The sequence below is a fragment of the Streptomyces sp. S6 genome, from assembly GCF_054880855.1.
In genome coordinates this window covers 1-13,172 of the sequence record NZ_JBTYMC010000186.1, presented here as the reverse complement: position 1 = coordinate 13,172, position 13,172 = coordinate 1, and the positions used below count along the sequence as shown (strand labels likewise).

The window sequence follows — 13,172 nt, the reverse complement described above, 5'->3', positions numbered from 1 at the left end:
ATATCCAGGGCGATCCGTAACGCGGCACGGAACAGGAACCTCTCGGCCGACGCTATATTTCACTCGGATCGCGGAAGTAACTACATGTCAGCCGAGTTCGGGAGGACGTTGGACCATTTCGGGCTCCGCAGATCTGCCGGCCGCACCGGGATCTGTTTCGACAACGCCATGGCCGAATCATTCTTCGGCGCCCTGAAGAACGAGCGCGTATCAAGGGTGACTTACCCGACCCGCGAGGCCGCCCGGCAGGACATCACTCGCTACATCGAATTCTGGTACAATCGCAAACGCCTCCACTCGGCGGTGGGTTACCGCCCTCCGTGCGAAGTCCACGCCGAGTACGAGAAGTTGCGAATCGCCGCGTGATATAAACGGTCAAAAGCCTGTCCGGAAAACGCGAGGCCCCTCAGTGGGAGGTGCACTACAACCCCTACGACCCGGTCCGGATCTGGGTCCGGCTGCCGGAGGGTTTCCGCGAGGTGGCATGGATCCACACCACCTCGGTCGCCCTCCCGTTCACGCACCACGTCTGGGAACACATCTGCAAGGTGGTCGAGCGTACCGGCTCGCGTGAGGAACACGAGGCCGAACTGGCCCTGGCCCTGGACGCCTTCCTCAGGCGGGCCGCGGGCAAAGAGAAGCTGTCCGGCAGGGAGCGGCGGGTGATGGCGAAGTCCCGCGCCTCGGAGAGCGTGCCGGTGCCCGCGGGCGAGATCAATGCGCTGGACGTGCTCGCCCCGTCGTTCGGGCTGGCCGGCGTGTACGCGGCGCCTGATCCCGACGACGAGACCCTGCCGGACGAGGACGACGACGAGGACGTCATCGGTGACGGGCCGCAGGCCGGCCATGTCTCAGGAGGGTCTCTCATCCTCAGCGACCAGGACCTTGAGGAGGACCAGTGGCTGCCGTAACCGCTGCCGTGGGCGGCGACTTCTCCGACGACGATGTCACTCCCGGCGCGGTCACGGACTGCGTCCGGTGGCAGGAGTACGTCTGCCGTCTGCGGGTGACCGCCCCTCCGGTGGACGACCCCTCCTGGGATCAGGCGAGGCGGCTGAACTACCACTCGGAGTTCGTCACCCTCAAGACGCCTTCCATGGAACGGGCGATGGCGGAGCTGAGGGTCACGCTGCTGGTGAACAACAAGCAGCCGGGCACCGCCCGGCGCGGGCTGATCGTGTCCGGGCCGCCGGGGGCGGGAAAGTCGACCACGCTCATGGAACTCGGCCGGTCCTTCGAACTGAGCGAACGGCGCCGCCGGCCGGGCCTGGAGGGCTCCATGCCCGTGCTGTTCGCTTCCGTCCCGCCCACCTACACGCCCAGGAACCTGGCCAGGGTCCTCGCCCGGTTCGCGGGCATTCCGGTCCACGACGGGATGACCGAACACACCATCACCAACGCCGTGTGCCACGTCATGTTGGAGCGGGGCACCCGGCTGGTGTTCATCGACGACGTGCACCTGCTCAACACCCGTACCCAGCCCGGCGCCGACACTTCCGACCAGGTCAAGACCCTGATGGAACGAGTACCCGCGACGTTCGTGCTGGCTGGTGTCAACGTGGAGGACTCACCGCTGCTGACCGGGCCCCGCGGTGCCCAGCTCGCCGCCCGCTGCAAACTCCTGCGCACTCCCCCGCTGCTCAACGGCACCCCGGAGCAGAAGAAGATGTGGCGCACGCTCCTGGGCGACATGGATGGGGCACTGCGGCTGGCCCACCACCGGCCCGGAACGCTGGTACGCCACGCCGCCTACATCCATCTGCGCACCGGCGGCGTGATGGCCAGTCTCTCCCTCCTCGTCAGGGAGGCCGCGATCCGCTCCATCCTGGACGGAAGCCTCGCGATCACGAAGAAGCAGCTGTCGCAGGTGCTCCTCGACGTCCAGGCCACGAACGCGGCGCGCGCCACTCTGCTGCCACACCCCGGCAACTGACCGGTGCGGCGGAAGGCCCCACCCGGGCCTCCCGCCGCAGGCCCGCCCCCGTAGTTCCCCCTTCCCCTCTTTGACGGGGCGCTGAGCCATGGCCACGCCCCTGCCCTCAACACCCCCACGCGCAAAAGACAAGGACGATGCTGGTGCAAGCCTCCGCCTCCACGCTTGTTCGTATCCCGCCCGTGGCGGGGGAGCTGACCGGCTCCTGGTTCCGGAGGATGGCCGCCCCTTACGGTCTGCCCGCGCAGGACTTGCTGCGGGGCATCCTGAGCGGCGCGCACCGGGTGCAGGTGACGGGCACCCCGGGCACCGGCCTGGAACTGTTCCTCAACACACCCGCACGAACGGCCCTGGCCCGCTCCACCGGTCTTCCCTTGTCCCGGCTCACCCGCCTGCTGCCCGCGCTCGCCGCCCCGCACGGGCGGCTCGCGGACGACGAGAACCTGCGGGCGGCCTGGTACATGCCGGGCGAGGCATGGGTGGGGACCTGTCCTGCGTGTACCGGGCGGGCCTGGCGGCCCGGACGGCCGGTGCTGGTGTACCCGGGAACGGCCGGGCACGTCTGCCGGCGTCACCGGCGCTGGCTCCTCGCGCACCCCGGGAGCCCGGCGAGCATTCCGCTGGAGAGCCTGCCCGAGGTGCTCACTGCGCACCGCCGCCATGCCGCTCTCGTACGGGCCCGCCCTGATGCCGCGGACGTGGTGGCCCTCGCCGCGGCGGTGGTGTGGTCGTGGCAGGTACAGGGGTGGAGATCCGAGACGGTCTGGCAGGACCGTGTACGCCGGCTGGCCGCAGCCACGGGGTGCACGCCGGCGGCCGTGGCGCCGCATGCGCTGGTGTCCTACCCGGAGACGATCTCCGTGGCCCGGCTGCTCGGCGCTCCGCGCTGGCAGCAGCAGCTGCGTCAGACCGCCGCGGCCGAAGGGGCCGCCGCCGCAACGGAATTGCTGCTCCGGGAAATCAGCCACCAGGCCGACAGGCCGTGGCTCGCGGACTGGCTGATCGCCTACACCCGAGCCAAGCCCAGGACAGCCGTGCAGACCGATCCGCTCGATCGGTGACTGCACCGGCTCACCGCCGCGAGCACCAGCAGTGACGGCTTGTGGACGGTGCACCGGACGGCGGCACGGCCCACCGAGTACAGCGACCGTGCCAGCTTCCTCACCGACCGCCGTCCCCGCACCGTCTGCGAAGAGGCCGGGGCAGCCTTCCTGACCGGTGGTTGGGAACCGGTGCCCTCGCCCCGGCCCGGGCCGACGCGGTACCCGTGACATCTCCCGGCCCCATCCCCGGCTCCCCCGCCCGCCGTTCCCGGCCCGGACCGCATCGCGTCGGCATCCGCAGGCCGCCACCCACTGCACGCCCCGCCCCACCCGCTCCCCCACAAGGAGAGACACACCCATGGCACCGATCAGTCCGGAGTACGCCAACCAGCTGCTGGCGGAACTCACCGAGGGCTGCCCCGTCCCCGCAGCACCCTCCTCGCTGTCCCGCTACACCTTCCAGATCAGCAACCACGTCCTCATCGGAGACACCGCCGTTCGCGGCTACAAGTACAAGGGCCGGTGGCGGCTGGACGACCGGGACATCCGCGCGGCCGGCAACCGGCTCGCCTCGCTCCCCTTCGACCCCGACGACCTGGTCGACGCCCGTCTCTCGTCCGCCGAGCGCAACCGGACGTGGCGCTCACAGATCCACCGCTGGTTCGAGCACGTCTCCTACCAGGACCAGAGCGCCAACGGCTGCCGCTGCGAAGGACGGCAGCCGTGCAGCCGTACCCGGCCCAACCGCTACGGGCTGGGGTGCGGTGCGACCTTCGAGCAGGTCGAGGAACGCTACGGCCGGTCGCCCATCGCGTGCACCAGCCCCCTGCCGCTACTGACGTGGTCCGGCACCGCCTGGATGGTCCCGCGCGCCTACGCCGCTCTCCTCGACCGGGCGGACCGGATCGCCGCCGAGTGCGTCGAACAGGCCGCCCGATGCAGCCGCTGCAACGCCACCGGAGACGTCTCGAAGTGGCGTACGTCCAGCGCCAGCGGCTACACCACCCTGTGCCCCGCGTGCGCCGCCTCCGTCGCCCGCCCCTATAAGGACCATCTGCGCGGCAGGCTGTATGCGTCGCTGCCGAAGAACTCGCAGCCGGAGGCGTTCTTGTGCCGGATGTGTCCCGGTCCGCGGCAGGCGGTGTACTGGGACCACTGCCACACGCACGGATTCGTGCGCGGGCCGGTGTGTGCCAGCTGCAACACCTATGAAGGCGGCGGCCACCGGTTCATCCACCAGCCGGGCGCGGTCAGCCACCTCCTGCGGTGCGACGGCTGTCGCCGCGACAGGACCGTGCCGCCGCGCCACCGGCCCGACATCGTGCTGCAGACGTCCGCGCTCGACCCGCACGGCCCGTGCGCGAAGCAGCCCCATTCCGCGTGGGGTTCGGTTCAGGAGGACGGATCGATCCGTTTCCGGCTCCGCTGCTGGCAGTGCGCGTTGGCACCCCGGTGGGAGCAGGTCGTGCCGGCCGCTCAGGTCAGGCAGCTGGTACGGGAGTTCGTCGACAAGGCCCTGGAGGCCGGTGCCGACGCCCCCGGCCAGGAATCCGTCTGACGGCCCGTCCCCTCATCGCCTCTGTTCCTGAACTTCTCCTCCCCGCGTCCGCCCGTGGGCCGGGCGCTGGCGGAAGGCGGCGCAGGTGCCGCCTTCCGCCGGGCATCAACGCAACGAGACACGTCATGGCCTGCACACTCCCCGCTCCTGCCGCAATCCGTCCAGGGGTGACGGTATGAGCCTCACCATCTGCCAGGATGACCGCGGCTCACCCCTCCGTCTCTTCCTCGACGCGGAACTGCCCGACGTCGCGGCGCTGGTGGGCGACTACCGCTCCCGCCTGCCGCAGCACCCGGATACGGTCCAGCCGCACCGCAGTGGACCGGTCGACCGCCAGGGCCTGGGCAGGCCATCGATCTGCGGCTGTGGATCGCGTTCGGCTCAGCCGTCGCCTCGCGTCTTGCCCCGGATCAGACTCTGCCCGAAGGATCTTGGGGCGTCACCCGTTCGACGGACGCTCGTTTCCACGGGGAGAGCAGCACAGTCGAGCCGAGGAGCGCCCATGGGTCCGTCGTTCGTCATCGAAAGACTTGAGTTCCAGCGGGACGGCGTCTGGTACGCCCGCTACTTCAAGGGCCTGGTGACCTTCCTGGTCGGGCATTCGAAATCGGGCAAGTCCACTGCCATCGAGGCTCTGTTGTATCCGCTGGGGCTGACGAACGCGACGGTCATGCCGGAGGTGCGCGCCTGCCAGCATGTCCGCCTGGTCTTCCGGGTCTCCGGGACGCGCTGGCAGGCGACCCGCAGCGGCCCCGACCCCCGCGCGCGGGTCCTGGTGAAGAATCTCGACACCCCTGACGAGCTCGAACGCTCGCTGCCCGTGACCGCGGCCAAGGCCGGCGAGAGCACGGCGGGCGCGTTCATCCAGGACCTGCTCGGCCTCCCGGCCGCGGCCCGGGGCACGACCCGTGTCGGACTGGACGAGTTCTACGGCACCGTGATGGCTCTGCGGCAGAACACGATCTCCTCCGAGTTCCTCGGCGGAGAGAAGGACACGGCGCGGATCCTGGCCCTGGAGGTGCTTCTCGGGCTGTGGAACGAGGACCTTGCGGGGCTGGAGAAGAACGCCTCCGAGACCGAGTCCCGCCACCGTGCCGCCCGTTCCGCACTGAACCAGTTCAACAAGCTCCGCGACACCGGCGCCGTGGCCGACCCGGACAGTGTCCGCGCCGAGTACGAGCAGAAGCAGCGCGAGCACCTCGCGGCGGCCGAGCGGTGGAAGACGGCCTCCGGGATCCTGACAGCCGCGATCGGGGAGCACGGGCGGCTCGTCGCTCTGCACAAGGCGGCCGAACAGCAGCGCCGCAAAACCGCCAAGCAGGCCGAGGCCGCCCGGACCGAGCTCAGCAGCACCGTGGCCGATCAGGCACGGGTGGAAGGCGCGCTCAACGCCTTACTGAACCCCGGACCGCAGGGCTGCACCCGGTGCGGTCAGGCTCTTCCCGAGCGTGATCCCGGGCTGTGCCGCCAGTGCGGACAGACCCACTCCGGCGGCGAAGACCACCGGGAGCAGCAGATCGCCGCTGCCCGCGCGAAGGCGGAGCAGCTGAGGCTGAAGAACAAGGGGCTGCGTGAGGCCGCGGAGGCCGCGGCACGAGCCGTAGAGGAGACGGAGAAGGACGCCGGGGACGCGCTCACGGCCCGCGACGCGTACGAGCACGATCATCTCGCTCCCGCGCGCAAGGCGACGCAGCAGGCGGAGAAGGAGGCTCACGGTCTGAGCCGGGACGTCGCCCAGCTCAAGCGGAGGCTGGATGACGCCGACTTCATCCGGGCCCAGGAGAAGGTCGTCGAGACGGCGAAGCAAACGATGGAAGCGGCGCAGGCCGCCCGGGACGCCGCCAAGACCGCGCACGACGTCCGCCGCAAGGATGTCACCGGTCGCTGGTCGGCGTTCCTCCTCGACCGGCTGCGGCAGATCAACCCGGCCGTCGAAACCGCCTCCATCGATCCGCAGGACTTCACCGTCCGGGTGAAGGAGCGGGGCGAACCCGTCAAGACGTTCACGGACATCTCGGTGGGAGGCAGCCCGAAGGCGGCCACCAACATCGCGGTGCTCCTGTCCCTGCGCGACCTTGGCCGGGCGGATGCTGCGGTACGGGTTCCGCCGCTGCTGATCATCGACTCGCCGCTCGCCGGCCTGGGGTCCACAGGACTGGACCAGGAAACCAGTGTGCGTCTGATCGACACCCTCATCTCCATCGCCGACGACCCCTCGCCCGACGGCTACGCCTGCCAGGTCATCGCCGCGACCAACGACCCGCTCCCCCGCGCCTACCCCGGCGTGCGGGAGATCCGCATCGACGACGAGCAAAGGTTCTTCGACCACGCCCCCGTGCACACCAGTTGACCGTGGTGCGGCATCCGTACCGGCGCGACTCCGGCCTTGGTTCAGCGGTGTATGGCGACGACTTCGACCTCCGCGTTCATCGCGCGCAGCCGTCTGACTGCTTGGAGCAACGAGACCTGGGCGAAGGCGAAGAGCGAGTCGACGCGGATGTCCTGGCCGTCCTTCAGGAGGATCCCGAAGACCACCCGGAGTGTGCCGAAGTCGTGGAGCAGGCGGTGGTCCGGCGTGTGCGCGGCCACCTGCTCAAGGAACTTGGCCCGTACTTCGCTGTCGCTGCGCAGCGTCTCGACGGCGACCACGCCCTGGGCGAAGAGGTGGTTGAGGGGAGCTGTGCTAGCGGGTGCCTTCTTGATGCAGATCAGCTGGTTCTCGGGGCCGAGGACGTCACAGATCTCCAGTCCCCCTCCTTTGAATTTCTCCGTGACGATGTCCTTTTTGTCGAACAGGAGATACCCGTCGGGCTTCGCTGCTTGGTGGTTGAACCAGTCTTCGTCGTGAGAGTCGTGGCCCTTGGAGTTGGGCGGGCCCTTGGGCCATGGCGGCAGGGTGACCGTCTGAGGCTGGGTGAACAAGGCGGTGAGTTCTTCCTCCAGGGTCTCCAGGAAGCCGGCACCTACCTCGAACCATTTGCCGTTGCCGTAGAAGAGGCGGTCGGTGCCCATCGTGATGTCGGCGATGAGCCACTCTTTTCCGTTGGTGGTGACGCCGGCCGGTGTCTGGTAGTCATCGTCGCTGAACATGGTGACCCGTACGTCGCCGAGGGCCTTGAGCCGTTCTCCTTCAGGCTTGTCCTGTACGAACTGCAGCAGGTGGTGCAGCTCGAGATCGCTTGTCTCGATCGTGCGGGCGCCTCGTCTGGCGCGGAACGCCTGGGCCGAGCTGTAGCTTTCCTGACAGGAGTCGGGGACGCCGATGGTCAGGCGGGGACTGTCCGGGTCCGTGAGGTGCGTTTCCAGGACCTTCTGGGCCTCCACGGCCTTGTGACTGCGGTTGTCGAGGGTGTGGACCCTGCTGACAAAACGCAGTTGCGGCAGCGGATCGGGCTTCGCGCATACGTCCTCGATCGCCTGGAGGTCGCTCAGGAACTGTTCCACGGTGGTGGCCAGGGGGAGCTTGATGGTGGCCTGTGAGCACTCGACGCGGACCTGTCGTGTCCTGCCGGTCTCCAGGGAGGTCAGTGACAGTCCGCTGACGGTGCCGCAGATGCGGCGGACGACGGCACCGAAGCGGTCCAGGCCGAAGTCGTCGATCCGCTCGCCTCGTGACACCGAGTACTCGTCGACCCGGCCTCGGCCGTCCATGATCTGGTTGCGGATTTTGATGACTCCGTCGTCGTTGAGACAGCGGGTCGCGAACTCCAGTCCGAACTCGTCGTCACGGAAGTAGGGGTCCAGCATGTGCTGCCCTACCCCGTAACTCAGCGCGTAGGTGCCACGGCCGGTGCGCATGAGGATGAGTCCCGCCGCGGCACGGCTGCGTTCGTTGACGTCCAGGCCGGTGATGGATTCCGCCGCGCTGCACCAGTCGGAGCGCTCTCGGGGAACACCTCCGGTGATCAGCAGGCCCTCCATCCCCCGGCGGGTGAACTCCCTGGCCTGGTAGTCCTCACTGTCGAGGTATCTCTCGCGGACGAACTTGCGCAGTTCCGGGGTAGTGCCCTCGGGGGGCTTGAGCCGGTGGAGGGTGGACTTACGGGTGGCGGATCGAGGTATGCGGGTACTGCCCAAGACGGCCTCCACGCGCGCGAAGTGCTTGAAGACACTACGAAAGCAGCCAGGAGGCCGTCTTCCCACCGAACAGATCTATATGGCTTATCCGAGAGGGCCGGACGGCCGGACTCCCACCCAACCACCGGTATGCATCACCGAGCCACTTCGAACATCTGCTCGGGAATCACGCATCTCGCGTGGTAGCCGAGAAAAGGGGGCCTGCTGTCTTCGGTCGCTCGGCATTCGGGCCGGGGCGGTTCACGGTGTCCAAGAGATTCCCTGCCCGCGACCGCGGATTGCACGCCACTGCGGCACCGGGACCCGGCTTTCTGCCGCGCGGATCCATCGTCCGTGGAGGGCATAGTGAATGACGTCGTCGAGAACGTGCCAGTCCGCTTGGTGTCCGCAGTGGCCACACGTGTTCGGGTTGAAGCTGCGCCCCCGTTGCCAGGCGGGCCGGTCGTGCAGTTGCGCGGCCAGGTCCATGGTGTCGCCGGTGGGGTCGGCCGGGATCCGGCGTGCCACATCGACGGCTTCGGGAAAGTCGGTCGTGGTGAACTCGCTGCCGTCCGGCCGGTGCGAAGGCAGCAGCCCGAACACCCACCGCAAGGGCATCGAGCACTGCGGACATGGCATGTCGAAGGCGAACACGTCCACCCGCAGCGTACTCACCTGGCACCGCCTCCTCTCCCATCACCCTGACACATTCCGGTCCACGTCCTGCGGGCGGCCCTGAAGCTCCCCCGGCATGGGTGTTCGTCACCGGCGGGGCGAAGCGCCCGGCATCAGCAGGGTTAGGCCGGCGGGCTGCGGCGCCACGAGTCGTGAAGGCTCACTGGTCCTCGTGACTACCGCAGTCGCGGGTTGCCAAGCAGTGGCCGAGGGCACGTTGAGATTCATCGCGGACGCGCCCTCGCCACAGGGGTCTCTGCTGTCCGCGCCCGAGGTGATGCAGAAGGGGGCACCGGATCGCAGTCGCCACATCGGAGTCGCCCAAAGAAAAGGCCGCCGGGTACGGCTGGGCCAGCCGTACCCGGCGTTGCCGTTATTCAAGCCAGTTCGGGGGGATGAGGGCGTTGCGGGTGCCGTTGCTGTCGGGGCGCCAGTTGCCGATCACAGCGTCCTGGAACCAGGATTCAGCCAGGTTCGCGTGGTCGCAGACGATGATCTGCAGGGCGCCCTGGTTGAGCTGTACCACGTCATTGAGGAGCTGGAAGTAGGCGGTGACGGTGGTCCAGTCGGCGTCTTGGATGGTTGCGGCGTCGCGGGGCTTTTCCGGGAAGAACGCCTGGGTGGGCTGGTCGAGCATGAGGAAGCCAGGGACCGGCCGGTTGTTGCGTCGCAGGTAGGTGTGGAGGGCGAGGTGTGCGACGAGGTGGTAGCCGATGTGGTTCTTGGCGCTGCCGATCCGTGTCAGGGGCAGGCGTCCTGCGGGTCGTCTCAGGACGACGTTGAGCAGTTTGAGGCTGATCCCTACTTCGGTGGCGTCGGCTGCTCCTCCGAGGTTGAGGCGCTTCGCCCAGGCGGTCATGCCGACGGCGATGTCGGCGAGCCGGCGTTCGGTCTCAGCGGTGACGTCGTCCTCGTCGACGAGCTGTTCCAATGTGGCAGCGTGTTCCTGGGCCAGGGCCAGGTCGTTGCGCAGCCGGGTGAGGTCGCTGTCTGTTCCGGTTCGGGTGAGTGCTTCGGCGATCCTGCCCTGGATGTGTGCGACGCGCAGGTTCTGTTCCTGCAGGTTGCGCAGGCGTTCGTCGCTGGCCAGTAGTTCTCTGAGCTGGGCGCCGTTCAGTCTCAGGCGTTCGGTGACACGGCCGCGCTCGGTCTGGAGGGCGTTTCGGTGCTCTTCCCGGACGGGCTGGAGGGTTTGTGCCTGCGCGAGTTCCTGCGCGAGGTGGTCGGTGAGTTCGGAGATGTCCTGTGCGGAAGGGTCTGGGTGTTCCAGGGTCTGGGTGCACATGGGGCACACGAGGGTGTCGTGCTGGCGCTCGGGGCCGAGGAGGTCGAGGGTTTTGAGGCGGTCGAGTTGGAGGTGGAGCTCGCCCGTGAAGGCGCGGCCCTGCTGTTGCCAGCGGTCGACTGCGGCCAGGGCCTCGTCGAATTCCTGCAACTGTTCGCGCAGGAGACGGCGTTCCTCGTTGAGTTCTTGGCGCCGGTCGCGGAGGTCCAGCGGTGCGGCGGTCTCGGGTGCAGCGGCCAGTGCCTGGTGCAGGAGGTCGAGAACCTGGGCGGTGTCAGGGGCTGCGGGCACCTCGGTGAGGAGGCCTTCGCTCTCCGCCAGGCGGACGAGAGCCAGACCGTTGGCGTCCATGGCCTGCTGATGGCGAAGGGCGTCGTCGAGTTTGCGCTGGGCAGCGCGTTGGGCACGCTGGGCTTCGCCGAGGCGGTGGCGGCGCAAAGCCTGTTCGGGGCCGGCAGCGCCGAGGAAGTACGGCAGGGTGTCCTTGAGGGTCTGGGCCATGCCGGACTCGGTCTGGCGGTGGAACAGCGCTGTCTGGTCGGCGATCTCGTTCTGGTTCTGGAAGCAGAGCAGGGCCGCTTGGGCGATGGAGACGTCGAAGGGCTTGCGTCCTGCCCCGGTGGGGGGCTGGAAGTGGAAGTCCTCGATGCCGAGGCGGGCGCTGAGTTCGCTGCGCAGGGCCGCGACGTTGGAGTTGTGGACGAGTTCGTGGACCTGGGGGATGTCCAGGCTGGCGTCGCCGGTGCGGGTGAACGCGTGCAGGGTGGAGGCACCCGTCGGGCGGGGCCGGGCCAGGACCATGCGCGAGCGGTCGGCGAAGGCGACCAGGAGGGCATACCAGCCGACGGTCTGGTCGATCAGATCGTCGGGCAGGTGGGGGGCCCGGCGTCCGAGGCAGTAGTCGACGATGCTGAGGACCTCGGACTTACCGGTCTCCGACTCGCCGGTGAGGATGTTGAGCGCCCCGGGGCGGAACCGCAGGACCCTGGGGGTTTTCCTGCCGTCTCGGTGGTAGAGGGCCAGGGCGAGCAGTTGCATGACGGTTCTGGGACTCCTTGCAGCGGAAACGGATCAGGGACGGACACCGAGCGTCGTGAAGGCTCGGGTGGGGTCGGTCACAGCGAGCCAGCGGCCGACGAGCGTCGCGGCCCGGACGCAGTCGGCGACTTCTTCACCGGGGGCAGCGGATGCGGGTTGAGGGACACGGGGGCAGATCAGTCCGGAGGAGGCGACGTCTATGGCGCGATGGCGCATGGCGGTGCGCAGACTGGCGCGTGTGTAGTCGGTCAGAACGGCGGCGCGTTCGGCGAAGGCGGCCCGCAGGCGCGGGTGGTCGTGCGCCCAGGCCATCAGTGTGACGGTGGACTTGGCGGGCAGCGAGTCACGGGTGTCTGCGGGCAGCACAAGGGGCAGGATCAGGAAGGCGCTGGGCCAGGGCAGAGGCCTCTGTGCCTTCTTCACGGCGGCGTTGACACCGCTGGCTAGGAGGTAGGCGCCGAAAGCCGGGTTGAACAGCGCCTGCGCCTCGGACACGTGGTGGTGGGAGTCCGTCGTCACTGTTCCTGCGTTTCGATGTGGCGCTTGCAGAGTTCGGTGTAGTCGGGGTGCCAGCCCACGGCCCGGTCCGCTTCTGCGGTGTCGGCCTGGTCGGACAGGCCGTGCATGCTTCCCTTGCCGATCCATGGGGCGGTGACACTGCCCGGACTGAGGGGCGTGTCCGCGGCTCTGTCCATGGTGTCGTCCAGGATGTCCTGGCCGACGCACTGGCGGTCCTCTTCGCTCATGTCGGCGCGGACGCGACGGGTGCGGCGACGAAAGGCGCTCTCCCATTCGTAGTGGAGCTCGCCTTCGTACTCCTCGAGCCTTTCCGAGGTGATCTTGAAGGTTCGTAGCCACTCGGAGCGCTGTGCCCGTGCGTAGTGGTAGTCCCGCAGGTGCATCGCAACTTCGTCGTCGGGCAGCCCGATCCAGCGCATCTGGGTGACGACCAGACGGTCCGCGTAGCCGGCGATCTCCGCCTGGGTGAGATTGCTCAGCGTCTCCGTGATCGGGAGGCTCTTGCCGGCGTACCGGCCGAGGATCTCGTCCCGGCGGCACATGAGCTGCTCAGCCTTGACGGAGGGGAGCATGCGTTCTGGGTTCTTGCGTTCCAGCAGCCTGACAGCCATTCCGTACCACCACCCTTTGATGTCGTCGAGGGCGGCCTGAGCGTGCTCGCTTGGCGTGATCCCCAGTTCTTTGGCCAGACTAGAGTCGAGGTCTGACATCACGGGGGCGCCGTCGTTGACGGTGATGGCGCTGACGAGCTGATGGCGCTGAGCGGGTGTCAGCTTCATGAACAGAGCACGGTCCTTCGCCGTGCCGTCGGGCCCGTCTTCGTCCTCGGCCACCTCCTCCATCCGGGCCAGCGCGTTGCTCACGTCTCGGTCGGCTCCGGGGCGCAGTTGGTGCAGGAACGTGTTCTCGGGGGCGACCTGCGTCGAGACCAGGCGCAGAAGAGGCATCGACGTGCCTGAGTAGCTGTTGTCGTTCCGATCTTGAGGGGTGTGCGTCGAACAGGAGTCTCGATCGGGTGGTTGCCACTGGCTGCGGGCATGAAGGCAGGGCCTCTTGGTAGCTCGG

At 68.3% G+C, this 13,172-nt stretch carries 11 protein-coding genes; 6 read left to right on the top strand and 5 right to left on the bottom strand.

Annotated features, from left to right (window positions below; translation table 11 throughout):
* From ACVNF4_RS23355 to ACVNF4_RS23330, 6 genes are all read left to right on the top strand, one after another.
* The coding region (locus ACVNF4_RS23355; protein WP_461804827.1) for an integrase core domain-containing protein at nt 1-366 on the top strand (366 nt) is incomplete at its 5' end.
* Between the two features lie 50 nt (nt 367-416).
* A complete protein-coding gene (locus tag ACVNF4_RS23350) occupies nt 417-911 on the top strand; it encodes a hypothetical protein (RefSeq protein WP_461804826.1) in 495 nt (164 codons plus the stop codon).
* Nucleotides 899-1,933, top strand: a complete 1,035-nt coding sequence (locus ACVNF4_RS23345; RefSeq protein ID WP_461804825.1) for an ATP-binding protein — start codon at nt 899-901, stop codon at nt 1,931-1,933. Before ACVNF4_RS23350 ends, ACVNF4_RS23345 begins: the two co-directional genes overlap by 13 nt.
* A gap of 137 nt (nt 1,934-2,070) precedes the next feature.
* A complete protein-coding gene (locus tag ACVNF4_RS23340; protein WP_461804824.1) occupies nt 2,071-2,994 on the top strand; it encodes a TniQ family protein in 924 nt (307 codons plus the stop codon).
* A 340-nt stretch (nt 2,995-3,334) separates the two neighbouring features.
* Nucleotides 3,335-4,534, top strand: a complete 1,200-nt coding sequence (locus tag ACVNF4_RS23335) for an endonuclease domain-containing protein (RefSeq protein ID WP_461804823.1) — start codon at nt 3,335-3,337, stop codon at nt 4,532-4,534.
* A gap of 502 nt (nt 4,535-5,036) precedes the next feature.
* On the top strand, nt 5,037-6,884 hold the full coding sequence (locus tag ACVNF4_RS23330; protein WP_461804822.1) for a hypothetical protein: 1,848 nt from the start codon (nt 5,037-5,039) through the stop codon (nt 6,882-6,884).
* A gap of 41 nt (nt 6,885-6,925) precedes the next feature.
* Here ACVNF4_RS23330 and ACVNF4_RS23325 read toward each other — a convergent pair whose 3' ends face one another.
* The 5 genes from ACVNF4_RS23325 to ACVNF4_RS23305 form a co-directional block, all read right to left on the bottom strand.
* A complete protein-coding gene (locus ACVNF4_RS23325; protein WP_461804821.1) occupies nt 6,926-8,611 on the bottom strand; it encodes a DUF6119 family protein in 1,686 nt (561 codons plus the stop codon).
* A gap of 240 nt (nt 8,612-8,851) precedes the next feature.
* Nucleotides 8,852-9,265 (bottom strand): hypothetical protein, encoded by a 414-nt coding sequence (locus tag ACVNF4_RS23320; RefSeq protein ID WP_461804820.1) that lies wholly within the window; start codon nt 9,263-9,265, stop codon nt 8,852-8,854.
* Between the two features lie 373 nt (nt 9,266-9,638).
* Nucleotides 9,639-11,588, bottom strand: a complete 1,950-nt coding sequence (locus ACVNF4_RS23315) for a DUF3732 domain-containing protein (protein ID WP_461804819.1) — start codon at nt 11,586-11,588, stop codon at nt 9,639-9,641.
* A 33-nt stretch (nt 11,589-11,621) separates the two neighbouring features.
* On the bottom strand, nt 11,622-12,107 hold the full coding sequence (locus ACVNF4_RS23310; RefSeq protein ID WP_358218332.1) for a three component ABC system middle component: 486 nt from the start codon (nt 12,105-12,107) through the stop codon (nt 11,622-11,624).
* Nucleotides 12,104-13,054, bottom strand: a complete 951-nt coding sequence (locus ACVNF4_RS23305; protein WP_461804818.1) for an ABC-three component system protein — start codon at nt 13,052-13,054, stop codon at nt 12,104-12,106. Before ACVNF4_RS23305 ends, ACVNF4_RS23310 begins: the two co-directional genes overlap by 4 nt.
* Between the last annotated feature and the right edge of the window lie 118 nt (nt 13,055-13,172).